The sequence below is a fragment of the Streptococcus mitis genome (assembly GCF_047462815.1).
GTDB classification, from domain to species: Bacteria; Bacillota; Bacilli; order Lactobacillales; family Streptococcaceae; genus Streptococcus; species Streptococcus mitis_DO.
On sequence record NZ_JASHFB010000015.1, the window covers coordinates 1 to 20,541 of the forward strand.

The 20,541-nt window shown below is 42.6% G+C and carries 18 protein-coding genes and 2 pseudogenes; 1 reads left to right on the forward strand and 19 read right to left on the reverse strand.

Annotated elements, in window-relative coordinates; translation table 11 throughout:
- On the forward strand, positions 1–189 hold a 189-nt coding region (locus tag QM865_RS08135; protein ID WP_414306419.1), incomplete at its 5' end, for a hypothetical protein.
- Between the two features lie 121 nt (positions 190–310).
- Here QM865_RS08135 and purB read toward each other — a convergent pair.
- From purB to comB, 19 genes and pseudogenes are all read right to left on the reverse strand, one after another.
- On the reverse strand, positions 311–1,606 hold the full coding sequence (gene purB / locus QM865_RS08140) for an adenylosuccinate lyase (RefSeq protein ID WP_414306420.1): 1,296 nt from the start codon (positions 1,604–1,606) through the stop codon (positions 311–313).
- Positions 1,607–1,623: 17 nt separating this feature from the next.
- A complete protein-coding gene (locus QM865_RS08145; protein WP_101776958.1) occupies positions 1,624–2,478 on the reverse strand; it encodes a hypothetical protein in 855 nt (284 codons plus the stop codon).
- Between the two features lie 73 nt (positions 2,479–2,551).
- Positions 2,552–2,707, reverse strand: a pseudogene (locus QM865_RS08150) (adenylosuccinate lyase); the annotation flags it as partial.
- Positions 2,708–2,733: 26 nt separating this feature from the next.
- Complete coding sequence (locus tag QM865_RS08155) at positions 2,734–4,167, reverse strand: hypothetical protein (protein WP_261070348.1); 1,434 nt, start codon at positions 4,165–4,167, stop codon at positions 2,734–2,736.
- Positions 4,168–4,230: 63 nt separating this feature from the next.
- The gene (locus tag QM865_RS08160) at positions 4,231–4,461 is read right to left on the reverse strand and encodes a phosphoribosylaminoimidazole carboxylase (protein ID WP_414306421.1); all 231 of its coding nucleotides are present in this window, start codon (positions 4,459–4,461) and stop codon (positions 4,231–4,233) included.
- Positions 4,462–4,469: 8 nt separating this feature from the next.
- Positions 4,470–5,420, reverse strand: a complete 951-nt coding sequence (locus QM865_RS08165) for a ketopantoate reductase family protein (RefSeq protein ID WP_261058448.1) — start codon at positions 5,418–5,420, stop codon at positions 4,470–4,472.
- Positions 5,421–6,512, reverse strand: coding sequence for a 5-(carboxyamino)imidazole ribonucleotide synthase (purK, locus tag QM865_RS08170; RefSeq protein WP_414306422.1), 1,092 nt, complete (start codon positions 6,510–6,512; stop codon positions 5,421–5,423).
- On the reverse strand, positions 6,499–6,987 hold the full coding sequence (gene purE / locus QM865_RS08175; RefSeq protein ID WP_414306438.1) for a 5-(carboxyamino)imidazole ribonucleotide mutase: 489 nt from the start codon (positions 6,985–6,987) through the stop codon (positions 6,499–6,501). Before purE ends, purK begins: the two co-directional genes overlap by 14 nt.
- A gap of 191 nt (positions 6,988–7,178) precedes the next feature.
- Positions 7,179–8,441, reverse strand: a complete 1,263-nt coding sequence (purD, locus tag QM865_RS08180; protein ID WP_414306423.1) for a phosphoribosylamine--glycine ligase — start codon at positions 8,439–8,441, stop codon at positions 7,179–7,181.
- 121 nt (positions 8,442–8,562) lie between these two features.
- Positions 8,563–10,110, reverse strand: coding sequence for a bifunctional phosphoribosylaminoimidazolecarboxamide formyltransferase/IMP cyclohydrolase (purH, locus tag QM865_RS08185; RefSeq protein ID WP_414306424.1), 1,548 nt, complete (start codon positions 10,108–10,110; stop codon positions 8,563–8,565).
- A 24-nt stretch (positions 10,111–10,134) separates the two neighbouring features.
- Positions 10,135–10,644 carry a VanZ family protein gene (locus QM865_RS08190; RefSeq protein ID WP_218764154.1) on the reverse strand — a complete coding sequence of 170 codons (510 nt, stop codon included), beginning with the start codon at positions 10,642–10,644 and terminating at the stop codon, positions 10,135–10,137.
- Between the two features lie 71 nt (positions 10,645–10,715).
- Positions 10,716–10,869, reverse strand: a pseudogene (locus QM865_RS08195) (bifunctional phosphoribosylaminoimidazolecarboxamide formyltransferase/IMP cyclohydrolase); the annotation flags it as partial.
- Between the two features lies 1 nt (position 10,870).
- Complete coding sequence (locus tag QM865_RS08200) at positions 10,871–11,335, reverse strand: GNAT family N-acetyltransferase (protein WP_000569798.1); 465 nt, start codon at positions 11,333–11,335, stop codon at positions 10,871–10,873.
- Positions 11,336–11,379: 44 nt separating this feature from the next.
- On the reverse strand, positions 11,380–11,931 hold the full coding sequence (purN, locus tag QM865_RS08205) for a phosphoribosylglycinamide formyltransferase (RefSeq protein ID WP_414306425.1): 552 nt from the start codon (positions 11,929–11,931) through the stop codon (positions 11,380–11,382).
- Positions 11,928–12,950, reverse strand: a complete 1,023-nt coding sequence (purM, locus tag QM865_RS08210) for a phosphoribosylformylglycinamidine cyclo-ligase (protein WP_414306426.1) — start codon at positions 12,948–12,950, stop codon at positions 11,928–11,930. The genes purN and purM overlap by 4 nt, the downstream gene beginning before the upstream one ends.
- Before the next feature lie 39 nt (positions 12,951–12,989).
- The gene (gene purF / locus QM865_RS08215) at positions 12,990–14,432 is read right to left on the reverse strand and encodes an amidophosphoribosyltransferase (RefSeq protein WP_414306427.1); all 1,443 of its coding nucleotides are present in this window, start codon (positions 14,430–14,432) and stop codon (positions 12,990–12,992) included.
- Positions 14,433–14,525: 93 nt separating this feature from the next.
- The gene (locus QM865_RS08220) at positions 14,526–18,251 is read right to left on the reverse strand and encodes a phosphoribosylformylglycinamidine synthase (RefSeq protein ID WP_414306428.1); all 3,726 of its coding nucleotides are present in this window, start codon (positions 18,249–18,251) and stop codon (positions 14,526–14,528) included.
- Between the two features lie 56 nt (positions 18,252–18,307).
- Entirely contained in the window at positions 18,308–19,015 is a 708-nt protein-coding gene (purC, locus tag QM865_RS08225) for a phosphoribosylaminoimidazolesuccinocarboxamide synthase (RefSeq protein ID WP_261203691.1), read from the reverse strand.
- Positions 19,016–19,184: 169 nt separating this feature from the next.
- A complete protein-coding gene (gene comB, locus QM865_RS08230; RefSeq protein ID WP_414306429.1) occupies positions 19,185–20,534 on the reverse strand; it encodes a competence pheromone export protein ComB in 1,350 nt (449 codons plus the stop codon).
- Positions 20,535–20,541 lie beyond the last annotated feature (7 nt).

Here is a 20,541-nt window from a genome sequence, read left to right on the forward strand (position 1 = left end):
TGGGATAGCCTTTCTAAATGGTTTATTGGGCAATTCTATTTTACCAAGACTATCGCAACCATGCAAAAAAGCAACGGCAAATCCGTTGCTTTTTTTGGAGATAAAAGACTATTGTCCCAGACTCTTTTTTCTATGATTATTATATCCCATCAAAACTGTATTTTCTATATGTCAATGAAGATAGATTAAATTTGTTTAAATTTTACTAAAATATAGGGAATCTTTTTAGCAAAAGAGCTTTAATAAACAAGAAAAACCGAAGTTCTTCTACTCCAGTGAATAGAGTAATAGAACTTCGATTTTATTTTAATTATCCTAAACCAAGACGTTCAAAAATATCATCCACTCGTTTGGTGTAGTATGCAGGGTTGAAGATCTCATCGATTTCTTCTTGTGTGAGGCGTGATGTCACCTCTGGATCTGCTTCCAGAAGTGGTTTGAAATCTACTTGGTTGTCCCAAGAGTAGGCTGTTTTTGGTTGTACCAAGTCATAGGCTTGCTCACGGGTCATCCCTTTTTCAATCAAGGTCAACATGGCACGTTGGCTAAAGATAAGACCAAACGTAGAGTTCATGTTGCGGATCATATTTTCTGGGAAGACTGTCAAGTTTTTTACAATATTTCCAAAACGGTTAAGCATGTAGTCAATCAAGATGGTCGTATCAGGTGTGATGATACGCTCAGCTGATGAGTGAGAGATGTCACGTTCGTGCCAGAGAGCCACATTCTCATAGGCCGTAATCATGTGACCACGGATAACACGCGCAAGACCCGTCATGTTCTCAGAACCGATAGGGTTGCGTTTGTGAGGCATTGCAGATGAACCTTTTTGCCCTTTGGCAAAGAATTCTTCCACTTCGCGTTGTTCTGATTTTTGCAAACCACGAATCTCAGTCGCCATGCGTTCGATTGAAGTCGCGATGCTGGCAAGAACTGCAAAGTACTCAGCGTGAAGGTCACGAGGAAGGACCTGTGTAGAGATTTCTTGAGCACGGATACCCAGCTTATCGCAGACATATTGCTCTACGAATGGTGGGATGTTGGCAAAGTTACCAACCGCACCAGAGATTTTACCAGCTTCCACACCAGCAGTCGCATGCTCGAAACGCTCGATATTGCGCTTCATTTCGCTATACCAAGTTGCCAATTTAAGACCAAAAGTTGTCGGCTCAGCATGCACACCGTGAGTACGCCCCATCATGATAGTGAACTTGTGCTCCTTAGCCTTGTCAGCGATGATGTTGGTGAAGTTTTCAAGGTCACGACGGATGATGTCGTTGGCCTGCTTATAAAGGTAACCGTAGGCCGTATCCACCACGTCGGTAGAAGTCAAGCCGTAGTGTACCCACTTGCGCTCTTCACCAAGAGTCTCAGAAACCGCACGTGTGAAAGCCACCACATCGTGACGAGTCTCCTGCTCAATCTCTAAAATACGGTCGATGTCAAAGTCCGCTTTCTCGCGAATCAAAGCCACATCTTCCTTAGGGATTTCTCCCAACTCAGCCCATGCCTCGTCAGCCAAGATTTCCACCTCAAGCCAAGCACGGTATTTATTTTCTTCACTCCAAATGTTCGCCATCTCAGGGCGAGAGTAACGGTTGATCATTGTTTTGCTCCTTAATTTTATCTAGCTAATAGTACTGATGAAATAACTCCACCTAAAGTTCCTGATATTATATCTTTAATAAACTGTTGATTGAAAAATGATGCATTTTCTTTAACAATTACAGTAAATTCAGATTCACTATTTTTTTCAGTTGCAGCAAGTAAGTCCTTTAAAATTTCGACAGATTGCTCAGACAGAACAGAAGCATTGTTAACAATCTGTTGAAGCTGTTTAGAAAGTTCCGACCACGGAAACTCAACATTCATATTAGATTTTTCTAAAATAGAATCTGTAACAATATTTGAGTTAACATTGTTGTCCCCATTAAGTGTGACATTATTACCTGAACCAAAATTATTTCCAACTACATTATCATTACCTGATACAGTTGTTTGAGACACTTCCTTTTCATAGATATTTTTACTGTCATAGTTCTCTATATTTTGATTTTTTATATCAATGTATATATTTTCCGCTTTGTTATCAAAAGATTCCGTAATAATATTAAAAACAGCATCTCTAAATTTAGCGTCTTCAAAATACAATAAATAGTTTTGACTCGACCCCAAATTAAATACTATATAATATTTTGACTTCAAATGATTTTGGTGTTTATTATAAACGTACCATGCATATAAACCAAATAATATAAATCCTAAAAATGGTGGGACTAATCCAATCATAAATAGAATTATCAGAATAAATACATCTAGTAGTCTAACTGGTGATTTAAACTCATTTTTGCTTAACATAGATAAATTTGTTATTTGGATGCTATTATTTCTAGTGATAATTGCATTATTTTTTATAGTTAAGCCATCAGTTTTAATCGTATATCCATTCTCAAAGCTCTTTAATAACTCAGGTATCATTGTGTTCTCCTTTAAATTGAATCTAAATTTAGTGATTATTGATTCTAACATTTTTCTCTACAGCCCATTCCGCTGCTTTCTCGCGAATCAAAGCCACATCTTCTTTAGGGATTTCCCCCAACTCAGCCCATGCCTCGTCAGCCAAGATTTCCACCTCAAGCCAAGCACGGTATTTATTTTCTTCACTCCAAATGTTCGCCATCTCAGGGCGAGAGTAACGGTTGATCATGTTGTTTCTCCTTAAAATTAACTTTACTATTTTCTTCTTTTTTTATTTATTCTATTTTTTAATTTCCTTTGGAAATTATCCTTCACTTCATCATCTGACATTACTTTAGAAATTTCTTCGTTCTTTATCCAATAAATACTTGGTGTAATGCCATCATTTATAAATTTCAACTTTCGAAATGTGTAAATAATTTCCAAAATATAAATTATCAAAGAAAAGTTGGCTAAACATATTTTAATAAAATCTACAATAGAATACTCTTCTTGTCGAACCCTTCCTTGATGGCGGTCTTCAAAAATAATTTTTTGATTATCATAATCAACTTGGGAGCTGAAGTGTTGGATTGCATTCCTGATTTTATTGTTTAAATTATTTACGGGTTTGCTAAATGGCTCTGAAACATCAAGATAAGCTTGTCCTGGATTGTACTGATTAACTTTATTAAATTTACTTGGTATGCTCTCTAGATTATTGTGATAACTTCGTCCATTACAACAATTATCATAACCATTTCTTGCAAAAATGTTATTCAATGCAATAACAAGGTTGATATTATCGAGAATCCATTCATAACTTGAAGCATAAAAATCATTTAACTTTTTATAGTTCGCTGCAGACACCCCACTACTAGCTTGATCTAAGCGATTATATCCATTAGAATTTAGCAAAGTAACTACGGGAATCATGATAGAGTAAATACCTGAAAACGTTTCAAGTATTTCAAAAGCTTTACGCTCAACCGTATCAAAATCGCTCTCAATATGATCTATATACCTAATAATTTCATCTCTATGTTCCTCAGAAGAATATATTTTTTTAGCTAAAGAAGTGTATTCTGCTAATGTACCATTTCCAAGAATATTACTGATTCCTGAGGTTGTCAAAAACATCTGGTGTAAGACCATCGTCGCATCACTAACATTCTTTACTTCTCTAAACGGGGTTAAATGCTTATTTTCATCTAATAATTTCTTTAAATCACGATACAAATATTTTTCTTGTTTATTCCAAAACAAATTGAACAAACGAAGAATATTGTTAAATTTTCCTTCCGTAACAAAGTCTGCAAACTTCATTGCTTTAGAAATCTCTGTCACACCACCATACTCCGAGTCACTTTTCAATTTATCCAAACGCATTGCTTGGTTGAGGAATGGTGAGGACAATATTCCATCTATGACAGTCTCTTTTAAATATAGTTTATTTGTTGGAAATTCTGAGGAAACATCTAAACGCCAAATAGGTAATTTTGTATATTTTTGATAGTTAGGAGCTTCTTCATTTAGCTCTGTAGCGTTTTTTAAAATTAGTTCAAAAGGTTCAAATTTTACCTCACCACTAATCGGTGTTTTGCAGTCTTTACATTCAAATTGGAAAGTAGCAGGATATACTCCCATTTGAATACCTAACTCATAGCATTTTTCACACGTTATACATAAAATATGCTTTGGATAAATCATTTAACTTATCTCCCTTGATTTTCTATAAATTAAAACTACACCAACAGTCGTCGAGAACCTGTCTTACACTCCAAACTCCTCTTTCCCTATCGCCACAGACGGATAGTGTCCAAGGTCATTCAAGTTGGTATCCAGTGGTAAGTCGTAGATTACGAGATAGTTGTTAGGAAATTGAGCTATAAGTTCTTGGTACTTTTCTTGAACTTTGTCGTGATCAGCACTTGCAAAAACAACTTCCACAACAGCATTTTCCTTACTATCTTCTATAAATGCATTAACGATGAGTTGAATCATAAAACCTCCTAAATCGAAAGACCCTTCATATTTGCTTCCAGAATAGGCATCTTGACACCTAACTCCTTACCGGTCTGATAAACACTTTGACAACAATAGAAAATGTCCTGTTTATCATTATGCAAGGTCATGATTTTTCTTGTCAGCTCATTTTTCGCAAACATGATTTTCATGGCTTTTCCTGCAATCCATGAGGGAATTTTGTATGGTAAGAGTTCAGCCTTGTAAAGCTTCAAATTTACGCCACGTGCTTCTACGACTTTCAAAGCCTCTCGAATGGCCTTGATGGCTAATGATAATTCCGACGAACTATTCATCAAGTTTAGAGCTAGCTGTTCTGGATTTTCCAGATTCCCCGAACGTGCAGCTGTCGAAGTGACACCTGCGTTAATCGCCATATGAATCCAAATCCACTCGACCATATCATGAGGAACTTCCCACTTCAAATCTACAGAAGTCAGTAAAGCCGTCAGATCAGCATAGTTAGAAATCTGCGCTTTTTGCTCACCTTCTAGCATTAAATGGTCGAACAAGACACCATCTAAATGATTCTCCTGCATGTGACCTCCAGCAGTTGGAAAAGCCAGAATATAATCGTAGTCCCCTGCCCACTCCTCTACCTCTCTTCGAGTATCCCAGAAATTGCAGAAGAAAACGAGGGTGCCTTTGATATTATTTTTACGCAAGGTTTCCACAGCTTCTTTGACAAACCCATGACGAACACTCAGAAAAATAAAATCATATTCCGAATCAGCTTCTGCCACATGAACCTCATAGGTGTCGTGTTTATTTTTACCCTTAGAATGATAGCGACCATCTAGCAGATCAACCGACAACTCCTTCGGAGCAGTGTTTTTCTTACTGTCTCTCAATACATGTTCTACTTGGTGGCCTGCCTGTTGAAAAGCATAGGCATAAGTAGTCCCAATGACACCAAGTCCTAAAATCGCTATTTTCACTTAAAAATCAATCCCTTTCCCAAATTCCTCAACCTCATCTGGTTCACTACTAAACAAAGTCACATGTCCCATCTTGCGGTTGTGCTTCGCTTCTATTTTACCATACATGTGGAGGTGAGCGCTTGGATTTTCTGTGACATATTTTTCAGCAGCCTCGACATGCTGGCCGAGGACATTAAGCATGACGGCTGGTGCATGTAGTTTGATGTCTGGCAATGGTGCTCCCAGAACGCCTAAAATGTGGGTATCAAACTGGGAAAAATCGCAAGCTTCAATCGAGTAGTGACCTGAATTGTGTGGACGTGGCGCAATTTCATTGACCACGATATCATCAGCTGTCGCAAACATTTCCACACAAAGAGTTCCAGACAAGTTGAGTTGTTCTGCGATTCGCACAGCCATAGCTTTGGCTTTTTCAGCTAGACTTTCTGAAATGCGGGCAGGCACAATGGTCTTAGAGAGGATGTTGTTACGGTGGATATTTTCCTGAACTGGGAAAACCGTCACATCCTTGCCATTCCCAGAAACGATAACAGAAATTTCAAGATCAAAATTGACAAATTCTTCCAAAACGCAGGCTGCTGAGTCAGCTAACGCATAGGCTTCTTCCAAGTCTGCTTCTGAGCGAATGACCTTTTGTCCATGCCCATCATAGCCACCTGTCGCGGTCTTGAGGACATAGTTTTTAGACAGGTCCATATCTGCCAAATCTTGGCTTGAGATCACAACCTTGTAAGGTGCCACAGTGACTTGAGCCTTGTTTGAGAGAAAGTCCTTTTCAAAGATGCGATTTTGGGAGATGCGAAGCAGGTCGGTTCCTTGAGGAAGTTGACCATCCTTGATGACAGCATCCAAACCGTCAGCATCGACATTTTCAAACTCATAGGTGAGGACATCGCAACGCTCAGCCAACTGACGCAGAGCATCCACGTCATTATAAGGAGCAACGATGATCTCCGCTACGCGAGATGCTGGACAATCAGCCGCAGGATCCAGCGCGATAACCTTGTGGCCCATGTAGATAGCAGAAATTGCCATCATTTGACCCAGCTGGCCGCCACCGATAATTCCGATTGTTTTAGATGAGCTCATTTGTAGACTCCTCTGCGATTTTTCCTTGCTCTTCTGCGAAATCAGCCAATGCTGTCGCGATAGCATGATCCTCTACTGACAGGAGACGGAGAGCAAAGAGGGCTGCGTTGGTCGCCCCTGCTTCACCGATAGCCATTGTCGCTACAGGCACACCGCCCGGCATCTGTACGATAGAGTAAAGCGAGTCCACACCACTAAGAGCACGTGATTTGACAGGTACCCCGATGACTGGAAGGGTAGTCTTAGCAGCTACCATTCCTGGCAAATGAGCAGCGCCTCCAGCACCTGCGATGATGACCTTGATGCCACGTCTACGGGCCTCTTCTGCATGCTTGAACATGAGGTCTGGTGTGCGGTGAGCAGAAACAACCTTCTTTTCGTAGGCTACACCGAAGCGATCGAGAACTTCGGCGGTTTTTTGTATGGTTGCCCAGTCTGATTTGGAGCCCATGATAATGGAAATTACTGGTTTAATCATAATTTTTCCTTTTTTCTTTTTTGATAATGGTCTTAGGTGGTGGGGACGGAAGCAAACCTTAGGCTTCATTCCTAAACTTTGAACCTAGGGTCTCAAAGCTTCCCCCGACCAGAACAGATACTGTTCTGGTCTTTTCACCACGGCGACCATTGTCGTGTTTGGCGACTGCGTCACTTTTTCTTATATCTTTATCTAATTGCCTTGCTTCCGATATCTTTTCGGTAAAAGAGACCTTCTGTGTTTTGTTTGTCAAGTTCACTGTAGATGGTTTCTTGAGCTTCTTTTACGGTGTCTGCTGTGGTGACGAGCATATAGACACGTCCACCGTTTGAGAGCAGTGCTCTGCTATTTTCCGCAAACTTAGCCCCTGCATAGTAGGTGATGGTGTCGTCTTCGGTCTTGGCTGGCAACTTGACACCTTTTTCATAGTCTAGCGGGTAACCATTGGACGCGACAACCACACCCAGAGTCACACCCTTGTCCGTCCAAGTGATGGCTGGTTCTTTACCTTCCAAAATATCAGTAATATTTTGTGCAAAGTCAGATGTCAAACGAGGCAGGATAATTTGCGTTTCTGGATCTCCGAAACGAGCGTTGAACTCGATGACTTTGGGGCCATCAACTGTCAAGATAAGACCTGCATAAAGAATACCCAGATAAGGGCGACCTTCCTGAATCATGCCTTCAAGAACTGGCTTGACAATGGTGTCAACCGCTGTGGCAACCACGCTCTCTGACAAGTGAGGAACTGGCGCATAGGCACCCATACCACCCGTGTTAGGCCCTTTGTCGCCATCGTAGGCACGTTTGTGATCCTGAGCCGTTGGCATGATGTAAAATTTGTCCCCATTGACAAAGGCAAAGAGGGAGAACTCCTCCCCATCAAGGAATTCCTCAATAACCACACGCGCACCTGAGTCACCAAATTTATTGTCCAAAAGCATCTCGTGAGCGGCTTCGACCGCTTGCTCAACCGTCTCCGCAACGACGACACCCTTACCAAGCGCCAAGCCATCCGCCTTGACTACGATAGGCGCACCCTGCTTTTCGATATAAGCCTTGGCTTCCTCGAAATCTGAAAATGTGCCATAGGCTGCTGTCGGAACGCCATATTTGACCATGATTTCCTTAGCAAAATCTTTGGACCACTCTAGCTCTGCCGCCAATCTTGTCGGACCAAAGGCTTTGAGACCAGCTGCATGGAAATCATCCACGATACCAGCCGCAAGGGCGTCATCTGGCCCGATAAAGGTCCAAGCAATATCGTTGGCTTTTACAAACTCAAGCAATTCAGAATGTTCGGAAATAGAGATATTTACCAATTCCAAACCATCCAGAGTCATCCCATCATTCCCAGGAGCAACAAAAACCTTTTCTACGTCTTTTGACTCAAGCAACTTCTTAGCAATGGCATGTTCACGACCACCCGAACCGACAACTAACAGTTTCATTCCTCAACCTCTTTTGCGAATTATTTACTAATATTATATCACAAACGTTCGTTTTAATCTTGTTTCACTCCGCGTTTTTACGCAAAAAAAGGAAAGAAACTGTTTTCTTCCCTTTACCTTCTTAATGTCTAAAATGTCTCACTCCTGTGAAGACCATAGTCAAGCCGTATTTGTCAGCAGCTTCGATGGATTCCTGATCACGGACCGATCCACCTGGCTGGATGATAGCCTTAATACCTGCTTTGGCAATTTCTTCCACATTATCCGCAAATGGGAAGAAGGCATCCGAAGCAAGGACTGCGCCGTCCAGACGGTCTTTGGCTTGGTCAATGGCAATACGAACAGAAGCCACACGGTTAGTCTGACCTGGGCCAACACCCAGTGTCATGTGCTCATTGGTGATGATGATACCGTTTGATTTGACGTACTTGATAGCCTTCCAAGCGAACTCAAGAGCTGTCGTTTCTGTCTCTGTTGGTTGGCGTTTGGTCACCACTTGCCAGTCGGCTGGGCTTTCTTTGATCACGTCTTGGTTTTGAACGAGGAGTCCACCGACAACACCTGTGTATTCTGCTTCTACTTCGCTAGCCTCTTGAGCATCAAATGGTAAGGCAAGAATACGCAAGTTTTTCTTTTTATTGGTCAAAATGGCTAGCGCTTCATCCGTATAGCTTGGTGCGATGATGATTTCAAGGAAAACACCATGCATCTTTTCAGCTGTCGCAACATCCACCTCACGGTTGAGAACGACAATTCCACCAAAGATAGACACTGGGTCAGACTCATAAGCGTAGTCCCAAGCAGTCTCAATGTCATCAGCCTGACCGATACCGCATGGATTCATGTGTTTGAGAGCCACAACGGTTGGACGGTCTTTGAAGTCACGGATGATACGAATGGCCGCATCAGCGTCACGGATATTGTTGAATGACAATTCTTTCCCATTGAGCTGTTCGGCTGAAGCAATTGAATAGTCCGTTGGCAAAGCTTTTTGGTAGAAATCGGCATCCTGTTGAGGATTTTCCCCATAGCGCATGGCTTGTTTGAGGTCATAGGTCAAGGTTAACTTTTCAGGTTTACTTTCTCCCACTTGAGCTGTGAAATATTCTGCAATCAAGGCATCATAAGCCGCTGTGTGACGGAAAACCTTAGCTGCCAGACGTTGACGGGTTTCGTAAGTCGTTTCGCCGTTGGCTGACAATTCGTTAAGCACCACATCATAGTCAACAGGGTCTACCACAACTGTTACGCTGGCATGATTCTTCGCTGCCGAGCGAAGCATAGATGGCCCACCGATATCAATGTTTTCAACTGCATCAGCGTAAGTCACGTCTGGTTTGAGGATCGTTTCCTTGAAAGGATAAAGGTTGACCACTACAAGGTCGATAAGCTCAATTTGGTTCTCCTTGGCTGCTTCCAAGTGGCTATCCAAATCACGACGAGCGAGGAGCCCACCGTGGATATTTGGATGAAGGGTCTTAACACGGCCATCCATCATCTCTGGGAAGCCCGTCACATCATCGATCGCAATGGTCTCCACCCCAGCATTGTCAAGGGCAACCTTGGTTCCACCTGTCGAGATAATCTCCCAACCAAGTTTTTTAAGTTCTTGGGCAAATTCAACAATGCCCACTTTGTCTGAGACGCTGATTAAGGCGCGTTTAGTCATTATATTCTCCTTTTTAATCATTAGTTAAACACCAATTAAATGCAGTAACAGTAAAACAAGATAAGCAAAACCAAGGCTAAGCATACCTAAGATATTGACCCATTTTCTAGTCTGTGATTTGAACACTCTTATAAAAATTTGATAAATCAGTAAGCCTACACAAACACCTAGCGTATTTAAAGTCAAATCCGTGATATCTGTTATCCCTATTGCTAAAATATACTGTAAGCACTCAAACAATAAACTAATCAAAAAACCTGTCCCGACTATTTTTAAATTAGATAAATTAGTTTTTATCAGAGGAAAACAAACACCTAATGGAATAAAGGAAATCAGATTAAATAACATTTCAGCAAAAACAATTTTTCCATCTACTATTAGTGGTTCTGAAAATGGAATCCAATTGATGTACCTTGGAGCTAAGAAAAATGCTATAAATTCAGGATTGGTCTCAAACTTAAATAAGATTCCCCAAGTTAATAACATCAGATAGACATAAAATACATATCGAGTTGTTTTTTTAGATTCTAACATTACAAATACCTCCGTTTGAAGCCGTCTTCAACAATCACTGACTCCAATTTTGAATCAAAGATATCATATGAATCATCAATGGCAATGGTGCTCACCCCAGCATTATCAAGGGCAACCTTGGTTCCACCTGTTGAGATGATGTCCCAACCGAGTTTTTTTAAGTTCTTGGGCAAATTCAACAATGCCCTCTTTGTTTGAGACACTGATTAAAGCTTTTTTCGTCATTCTATTCCTCTTTCTTTAGGTCCAAGCGCATAGCAACTTCATTATTTTCTTCTATAAATCCTGTTTCCTGAAAACCCAAACTAGTCAACAGGTGCTTCATTTTTTCATTTCCAACCACATAATCTGCGATAATATGATTGCAAGTGCTATCCATCTGAGCCTTTTTGATCAGAAATTCCACGGCTTTTCGTCCATAACCTCTTCCTTGGTACTGCTGGCCAATCATTATCCGCCAGATAAAGTATTCCGCTTCATCCTTATCTATTTCCAACAGGAGAAAACCAACTACAAGCTCATTCCAATAAATTGCCATTGGAAACACATCCCCATTCTCTCGGTAGAGCCATGCGTCAGCTAAAGAGCGTACATTTGGAGACACGAAACGTGCTCGTTCATCAGCTTCAGATATTTTCAAATCCAGCACTGCCTGAAAACTGCTCTCATCTACTAATTTTATCTCAATCATTTTTTCTCCTAGCAAGATTGCACAATCAAAATTTGATTTACTTCTTATCTTCTCCCTACTCCCAAACTATCCAGCACCTCTGGATACAACTTATACTCTGCTTCATGAATACGTTCTTCAAAACTGTCAATCGTATCATCAGCCAGCCGTGGTACACGGACTTGTTTGATGACCTTACCTGTATCCACACCCGAATCCACCCAGTGAATGGTCACACCACTCTCAGTAACTCCAGCATTCCAAGCGTCCTCAATCCCATGAGCTCCTGGAAATTCTGGCAGATAGGCTGGATGAATGTTGATAATCCGACCTTCATAAGCTGCTAGCAAGGTTGACCCAACGATTTTCATGTAGCCTGCTAGACAAACCAAGTCAATCTGGTGCTCTTGCAAAAGCTCGACAAGGGCCGCTTCGTAGTCTGCCTTGCTCTCAAACTCCTTGAGTTCAAAAGCATAGGACAGAACGCCGAGCTTGTCTGCACGTTCGAGCACATAGGCGTCACGATGGTCTGAAAAGACAAACTCAACCGGAAATTCTTCGGCAATCACCTGAAAATTCGAGCCATTGCCTGAGGCAAAAACCGCTATTTTTTTCATTTGATGATGACACTTTCGTTTTCTTTCTTGACGATGCGACCAATTTCATAGACTGGTTCATCCAGCAATTCTTTGACACTACCTACATTTTCAGGGCTAACTGCCAGCATGAGTCCCACACCCATATTGAAGATTTCAAACATTTCTTCATGTTTGATTTTACCATATTTTTCAAGGACTTTGAAAATTGGAAGCACGGGAACCTTGTCTTCTTCAATCTCAGCAGCCAAGTCAGCTGCAAACATACGAGGGACATTTTCGATAAAGCCACCACCAGTGATGTGGGCAATGCCGTTGACCAACTCTTCTTTGATGAGCGGCAAGACAGCCTTGACATAGATACGAGTCGGCTCAAGAAGGACTTCTTTGAGTTGCTTGCCTTCCAATTCTGGCAAGACTTCCTCACCTGTATAGTCCGCAAAGACACGACGGACGAGTGAGTAACCATTGGAGTGAATCCCACTTGAAGCAAGTCCGAGCAGAATATCTCCTTCTGCCACCTTTGAACCGTCAATGATTTGAGATTTTTCAGCCACACCGACCGCAAAACCAGCCAAGTCATAGTCATCTTCGCCGTACATGCCAGGCATTTCAGCCGTTTCCCCACCAATGAGGGCAGCGCCTGCCTGCACACAACCTTCTGCCACACCAGCGACAACTTGTTCTAGCTTAGCTGGTTCATTCTTCCCTGTCGCTACGTAGTCAAGGAAATAGAGAGGTTCTGCACCTGCAGCGATGATATCATTGACACACATGGCCACACAGTCCTGACCGATAGTATCGTGCTTGTCGTATTTGATAGCCAACATGAGTTTGGTTCCGACACCGTCAGTCCCTGAAATCAAGACGGGTTCTTTAACCCCAGTCTTTGAAAGGTCAAACATACCACCAAAGCCACCAAGAGCTCCCATGACACCTGCACGCTCCGTACGAGCCACGTGCTTTTTAATCCGTTCAACAACTTCATAACCCGCTTCAACATCCACACCAGATTGAGCGTACGCATTTTTATTTGCCATTTTATTTTTCCTTTTCTTTAATGGAGTATCTTCAGTAACTCACTTGTAAAAACTAGTCTTTTCTTCTAAACTTCTACGATAATCTTCTTCATAGTCGTAGAGAGGCGTTGGATAGTCACCGTCAAAGTAAGCGACACAGAGACCACCATTTGGCGCATCTGTTTCGATGCCGATGGAATCAATCAAGCCATCAATCGAAAGATAGGTCAGGCTATCCGCACCAATGATTTGGCAGGTTTCTTCAACCGTATGATTGGCCGCAATTAGCTCCTGACGGGTCTGGATATCAATCCCGTAGAAACATGGATAAGCTAGCGCTGGACTACCAATGGCAACGTGAACCTCAGTCGCACCTGCTTCTTTCAGGAGCTGAACAATACGACGAGAGGTTGTTCCACGTACAATAGAGTCATCAATCATAACCACACGCTTGCCTTTTACAACGCCTGAAACAGCAGACAGTTTCATCCGCACCCCTTGCTCCCGCAATTCTTGAGTCGGTTGGATAAAGGTACGTTGGGTGTATTGGTTCTTGATGAGGCCCATTTCATTTGGTAGCCCGGACTCTTCCGCAAATCCCATAGCCGCACTGAGGGAAGAATTGGGCACACCGACCACGATATCTGCCTCATGCTTGAATTCACGCGCCAATTGGGCACCCATACGTTTACGTGCCGTATGGACATTGACACCATGAATGTTAGAATCAGGGCGAGCAAAATAGATATACTCCATAGAACAGATTGCTAACTGAGTATCATCCGTATAGCTATCATACTGGATTCCCTTGTCATCAATGATCACAATCTCACCTGGCTTCAAATCACGAATCCATTCTGCACCAATGACTTCAAAAGCACAGGTTTCAGAGGAAACCACCACCGCTCCGTTGGTCATTTTCCCGATAGAAAGTGGACGGAAACCATTGGGGTCAAGAGCCGCAATCAACTTGTCCTCAAACAGCAAGATATAGGCAAAACCACCTTTGACAAGGCTGAGCGCTTCCTTGATTTTGCCCATCAGGCTAGGATTATGACTGCGACGAATGAGGTGAGCCAAGATTTCCGAGTCCGAAGTCGCGCTGAAAATCGCTCCTCTATCTTCCAATTCTTTCTTGAGAGAGGCAGCATTGGTCAGATTTCCATTATGAGCCAAACCAAACTGCATATCGTGAAAACGGAAGAAGAAAGGCTGGATATTATCTACAGAAGCTTCGCCAGCAGTCGCATAACGCACATGCCCAATCGCACCAGTTCCTGTCAATTTATCTAAGTTAGCAGGATTTCTGAAGACTTCTGATAGAAGACCCATATCGCGATGCCGCTTTAGTTTTCCTTGGTCATTGGAAAGGATTCCTGCCCCCTCCTGACCACGGTGCTGAAGACTATGGAGACCAAAATAGGTCAATTTAGCAGCATCTGGATGTCCCCAGATACCGAAAACACCACATTCTTCATTAAGAGATTTTACTTCGTATGTCATTTTATATACCTAATTTTTATTTGTGTAGCACCAAGAGCTAAATCTACATGACTTTTACATTACTGATACTATCTATTAGAAAATCTGCAAGTCTTATTTTCCAGTAAAGTATTTAACCGCTGACGCGAACAGGTGCTGGTCTTTATTGCCTGGGATATTTTGGAAAAGACCTTCCTCATAACGTTCTGAGTGGCCCATCTTACCGATGATTTGGCCGTTCTTGCTGGTAATTCCTTCAATGGCATGGACAGAACCATTCGGATTGTACTTAGAGTCCATACTTGGTTTGCCATTAAAGTCAACATATTGGCTGAAAATTTGTCCATTGTCACGGAGCTCAGCGAATTCCTCGGCCGTCACGACAAACTTCCCTTCACCGTGCGAAACAGGAATGGCGTGGATATCACCCACTTGCACACCAGCCAACCATGGCGAGTTGGTATTGGCAATTCGAGTTTCCACCATCTTGGCAACGTGCTGGTTGGCATCATTGTAGAAGAGGGTTGGACTAGTACTGCTGGCATCTTCGAAGTTCCCGTATGGAAGAAGACCTGATTTGACCAAGGCCTGGAATCCATTACAGATACCAATAATCAAACCACCACGGGCGATAAAGCTATCAATAGCTGCACGCACTTTTTCATTGAGCAGGATGTTGACGATAAACTTGGCTGAACCATCTGGCTCATCCGCAGCTGAGAATCCACCTGCAAAGAAGAGAATGTTAGCCTTGCCGATGTTGTCAACCATAGTTTCAACTGAATTGACAATGGCCTCTTCATTCAAGGTCACAAATGGCACCAAGTTGACCTCTGCGCCTTCTTTTTCAAAGGCCTTAGCTGAGTCATATTCTGAGTTGGTTCCCGGAAAGACTGGGATGTAAACCACAGGTTTTTCAACCTTTTCTTTGGCTTTAATCACAACATCTGATGCCACAGCTGGAACTTCTTCCAGTTCTTTCGCTTGGGCAAATTCTGTTGGGTAAACTTTTTCCAATTTGCCTTGGAAGGCACTGTCAAGTTTGTGTCCATCTAGCTTCACACCGTTGACAAGGAGTGTAAAGTCTGCACTTGTTTGTCCAATCTTCTCTACTCCAGCAATTTCTTCAGGTGATGTGAAAACAAATCCGCCCAATTGAGCTGTCAAAGCTGTTTCAAGTTCAGACAAGATCACCTCTGCACCGATATGATTTCCAAAGGTAGCAAGTGCCAAACTTTCAACCACGCCACCATATTTGACAGCTGATGCAGATGTCACTTTGTGACCAGCTTGGATGTCTTCAAACTGAGCAAAATTAGACTTAATTAAGTCAAAATCAATTTCTGCAGAGAGGGCTTGACCTGGGATGTAGTAGATATTTTCATCAGCAGTTTTGAACTCTGGAGAGAGGACCTTACGGCTATCTGCCGTCGTCACCCCAAAGGCTACCAAGGTTGGCGGTACTGTCAATTCTTCAAAAGTACCAGACATGGAGTCTTTACCACCGATAGATGGCAAACCAAGTTGAATCTGAGCTTCAATAGATCCAAGAAGAGCTGCTACAGGCTGACCAAAACGCTCAGCTTGTTTGTCCATGCGCTCGAAGTACTCTTGGTAAGAGAAGCGAGCCTTAGACCAGTTGGCACCAGCAGCTACCAAACGAGCAGTTGCTTCAATCACCGCATAGGCAGCACCGTGGTATGGAGACCATTCAGCTAGATAAGGGTTGAAACCTTGAGCCATGACTGACGCAGTATGAGTCACACCGTGTTGAACTGGTAATTTCTGCACAGATGCCTCAGTTGGTGTGAGTTGGTAACGACCACCAAGTGGGTGATTAACCGTAGAGCGTCCAACAGAGCAGTCAAAGATAGTCTGTAATCCTTTTTGACTGGCATGGTTGAGGTCAGATAGAACCGTAAGGGTATCTGCTTCAAGTGTGTCAGCAGATGTTTGACGTTCTTCTGGAAGCTTGACATCCTTGTCCACAACCTTGGCATCAACAACGACACGCACACCGTTGGTATCTAGGAAACGACGTTCCAAGTCGACAATCGTTTCACCATTCCAGTGCATGACTAGATTTGGTTTTTCAGTTACTGTCGCAACCACAACAGCGTCAATATTTTCTTTGTTACATTCAACAACGAAGGCATCTACATCCTCAGGACGAACCACGACTGCCATCCGTTCTTGTGATTCAGAGATGGCAATTTCGGTACCACTCAAGCCCTGGTATTTAAGAGGCACCTTGTTGAGGTCGATTTCAAGACCGTCTGCCAATTCACCGATGGCTACACAGACACCACCAGCACCAAAGTCGTTGGATTTCTTAATGAGACGAGTGACATCACCATTACGGAAGAGGCGCTGAACCTTACGTTCTTCGATGGCATTCCCTTTTTGAACCTCAGCTCCAGCAGTTTCCACAGACTCAACCGTTTGAACTTTAGAAGAGCCCGTCGCACCACCGACACCATCACGTCCAGTCTTACCTCCAAGGAGGATAATGACATCACCCGCTTCCGGTTTTTCACGGACAACATTGCCCTTAGGAGCTGCTCCGACAACAGCACCAAGCTCCATACGTTTAGCTACAAAGCCTGGGTGGAAGTATTCACGAACGTAGGTCGTCGCAAGCCCAATCTGGTTACCATATGAAGAATAACCATGAGCCGCTGTTTTAGAAATGACTTGTTGTGGCAATTTCCCAGCGCGAGTTTCCGAAATCGGTGCTGTAATATCACCCGCACCTGAAATACGCATGGCTTGATAAACGTATGAACGTCCTGACAATGGGTCACGAATGGCTCCACCGATACAGGTAGCAGCCCCACCAAATGGCTCAATCTCAGTTGGGTGGTTGTGAGTTTCATTTTTGAACATAAGGAGCCATGGCTCTTTCACACCATTAACGTCCACTTCAATTTCGACTGAGCAAGCATTGATTTCATCTGACACTTCCATATCATCCAAACGTCCATTAGCACGCTCATAACGACCGAAAATAGTCGCCATATCCATCAAGGTTTGCGGTTTTTCAGAACGCCCCAACTCATCGCGCATAGCGATATATTTGTCATAGGTTGACTGCAATTGCTTTTGAAATTTAGAAGCTGAAAAGTCGATGTGTTTCAACTCTGTCTCAAAAGTCGTATGACGGCAGTGGTCAGACCAGTAAGTATCCAAAACCTTGAGCTCTGTCTCAGTTGGCACGCGCCCGATTGACTTGAAATAGTCTTGGATAAAGAGCAAATCATCCACTTCCATGGCCATCCCTTGCTCGGCCTTGTAGCAGGCAAAGTCTTCTGCCCTATAGCTTTCAAAGAAAGTCAATTTGGGAATGGTCTTGTCTGACTCTGAAAATTCCTGCTTGGCAATCCCAGTCGTGATGTCCTTGAAACGAGAATCAACTGGATTGAGCAAGTAGTTCTTGACCGCTTCTAACTCAGTCGCATCAATATCTTTATTGACCAAGTAAAGTTGTGCTGTGTTGACCGTCACGTCACTTGAACTTCCCAGTAAAAGCAAGGCTTCCTGTGAAGATGCCGCACGCTGGTCAAACTGCCCTGGCAGACTTTCAATGGCAAAGAAAGCATAGTCAGCAAGATCCGCTTTCACAGTAGCTTCGTCCAAAACATGGTCTGTTACCTGCTCAGAGAAGATGTGTTTTTCCGCAGGTGCAAACAAGTCCTCTGCCAAATCAAAGACATCATAAACTTGCACAATGCGAATGCTTTTCAAAGTTGACAATCCCAAATTATGCTGGAGCTCTCTCACCAAACTCTCTGACTTGACCTGAAAATCAGCCTTTTTCTCAACAAAAATACGTTTATCCATCAATTCTTATTCCTTTATTTCAGCTCTTGCAATATTCCCAAACGACCTCTAGGTTGTTATTTCAACCCCTGTAACTTTTCCCAAACAATCTCATAAACGTCGGTTAGTTCTCCCAATCCTCTACGGAAAACATCCTTATCCATGTGGTTACCATCCGCATCCCACAAGCGGCAGTTATCTGGTGAAAATTCGTCTGCCAAGATAATCTTGCCATCCTTATCAAAACCGAACTCTAGCTTAAAGTCAATCAACTTAAGCCCAATCTCAGCAAACCAGACTTTCAAGAGTTCATTGATTCGACGAGTTTCTTCCTTCAAGTAGGCGATTTGCTGGTCATCCGCAATCTGTAGGAATTTCACATGCTCGTCATTGATAAATGGGTCATCCAAATCATCATTTTTGTAGTAAAATTCAACAATCGGAGTCTCAAATGCGATTCCTTCATCTACACCAAAACGTTTTGAAAAGGAACCAGCCGTGTAGTTGCGTAGCACGACTTCCAAAGGAATGATTTCAACCTTTTTATTGAGTTGTTCTGTATCTGAAAGTTTCTCCACAAAGTGAGTCGCCACACCAGCCGCATTTAATTTCTCAAAAATAAAAGATGAAATCTGATTATTCAACACTCCCTTACCAGCAATCTGCTCCTTCTTAACACCATTGAAAGCAGTCGCCTGGTCCTTGTAAGTTGAAATAATAAGATTTTCATCCTCAGTTGTATAGATATCTTTAGCTTTTCCCGAATAGATCAATTGTTTTGACATTTTAAAGTTCGCCTTTCGTATTACTTGAGCACATTCTACCATAAAAAACCTAAAATTACAAGAATTTAACCGAATAAATAACGTAGCGATCTTAAAAATCATAAAGAAAAAACCGCAAGAAGAATCTTTCTCACAGTTTTAAAATCATTTAATTCTAAAAACGCGAACATTAGTCTTTATTCAAAAATTGATCCAAATAATAACTCAGGTAACTTTTCTTACCTGTAATCATCTGCAGGCGACCTTCCACCCCGTACCGAAGTTTTTCAGCCTGCTCAGAAGTTAGATTAGTCTCCGCCTCAATTTTAAAGAAATTCCCTTTCTCAGTCTTAGTAGCTGTCGCATCGATGCTGGTAATAGTAGAATCTAGGAAAATTTGATTCTTGGCATCATGAGTCGTCGTATAGCGAACAGAATCACCGACCTTGATCCTTGCTACATCTTTTGAACTTAGATAAGCTGTAAGTTTGGCTTTCCCTTCTTTTTCCAAGGACGGATAAAGTTGGGCTAGTAAGGCACCTTCTGCTACCATAGTAGAATCACTAGTCTCAGGATTAAGGTGAAGCACCCCATCCTCACTCGCCGTAATTTTACCCTTGTCTAAAAGATTTCCCTGTACCTTCTTGCCTGACTCTGCCTCCAAGATTTTCTGGTCTAGAAGGGTCAATTCCTGACCAACCTTTGCCAAGTGTTGGGATTTGAGAGATTCCAATTGACTGCTTAAGCCTGACGCATAGGCTTGCTGGGTACCTGAACCTGCATACTGGACACGGTAAGTAGCAAGACTAGATTCTAACTGAGAAAGCTGTGCTTCAACCTGCGCAACTGCTTGTGCCTTAGCTTGCGGATTTTCCTCCCCCTGAGACTTGTAGGACTGGTAGAGAGAATAGGCTAGATTCTGACTAGCCAAGGAAGCACCTGTTTCAATAGCTGACTTAGCTGTCTGGTAATCGCGAATTTTAGCCTCTGTTTGGCTGATGAGGTTGCCGATTTCGGCTTGGGTTTGGCTAGCTGCTGCATTCTGGGATGCGATAGTCTCATTTTGTTGCGATGTACTAGCCCTAAGACTGCCTGCTTGACTGATGTAGTCGCGAAAGGTGGCTTGGTAGCCAAACTTATCCTCCTCTGGAAAGTGGTTCTCCCCTTCTTGCAGGCTCTTTTGCAAATACTCCAATTGCTTTTTTTGATCCTTGAGCATGTCCAACTGACTGGCATAAGACTCCGCTTGGACACCCTCTGCCCCTTCCTGATATTGAACCAACAAATCCCCCTTCTTAACCAACTTATTTTCTTCCAGATGATTGACAAGCATACGATTGTTGCTAGTTGACTGGATATTTGCAAGGATTCGACTAGGCTCAACAGTAGCTCTAGTAGACAAACTCATCTCCTTCTCTGCAAATGTTGCAAATCCAAGCAAAAACACGAGCAGAAGGGACATGGGGACAATCACCCGACTGGAAAAATTATGGTAACGACGATTATAAAACTCCGCACTTTCTAAAAATTCTGGTTTCATCCTCTCC

Coding starts and splice junctions, on each gene's coding strand:
- purD (WP_414306423.1), bottom strand. CDS start 8,441: ATGAAACTGTTAGTTGTCGGTTCGGGTGGTCGTGAACATGCCATTGCT.
- purC (WP_261203691.1), bottom strand. CDS start 19,015: ATGTCAAAACAATTGATCTATTCGGGAAAAGCTAAAGATATCTATACA.
- purH (WP_414306424.1), bottom strand. CDS start 10,110: ATGACTAAACGCGCCTTAATCAGCGTCTCAGACAAAGTGGGCATTGTT.
- QM865_RS08200 (WP_000569798.1), bottom strand. CDS start 11,335: ATGATTGAGATAAAATTAGTAGATGAGAGCAGTTTTCAGGCAGTGCTG.
- comB (WP_414306429.1), bottom strand. CDS start 20,534: ATGAAACCAGAATTTTTAGAAAGTGCGGAGTTTTATAATCGTCGTTAC.
- QM865_RS08155 (WP_261070348.1), bottom strand. CDS start 4,167: ATGATTTATCCAAAGCATATTTTATGTATAACGTGTGAAAAATGCTAT.
- QM865_RS08160 (WP_414306421.1), bottom strand. CDS start 4,461: ATGATTCAACTCATCGTTAATGCATTTATAGAAGATAGTAAGGAAAAT.
- purM (WP_414306426.1), bottom strand. CDS start 12,950: ATGGCAAATAAAAATGCGTACGCTCAATCTGGTGTGGATGTTGAAGCG.
- purB (WP_414306420.1), bottom strand. CDS start 1,606: ATGATCAACCGTTACTCTCGCCCTGAGATGGCGAACATTTGGAGTGAA.
- QM865_RS08220 (WP_414306428.1), bottom strand. CDS start 18,251: ATGGATAAACGTATTTTTGTTGAGAAAAAGGCTGATTTTCAGGTCAAG.
- purN (WP_414306425.1), bottom strand. CDS start 11,931: ATGAAAAAAATAGCGGTTTTTGCCTCAGGCAATGGCTCGAATTTTCAG.
- purF (WP_414306427.1), bottom strand. CDS start 14,432: ATGACATACGAAGTAAAATCTCTTAATGAAGAATGTGGTGTTTTCGGT.
- QM865_RS08145 (WP_101776958.1), bottom strand. CDS start 2,478: ATGATACCTGAGTTATTAAAGAGCTTTGAGAATGGATATACGATTAAA.
- purK (WP_414306422.1), bottom strand. CDS start 6,512: ATGAGCTCATCTAAAACAATCGGAATTATCGGTGGCGGCCAGCTGGGT.
- QM865_RS08190 (WP_218764154.1), bottom strand. CDS start 10,644: ATGTTAGAATCTAAAAAAACAACTCGATATGTATTTTATGTCTATCTG.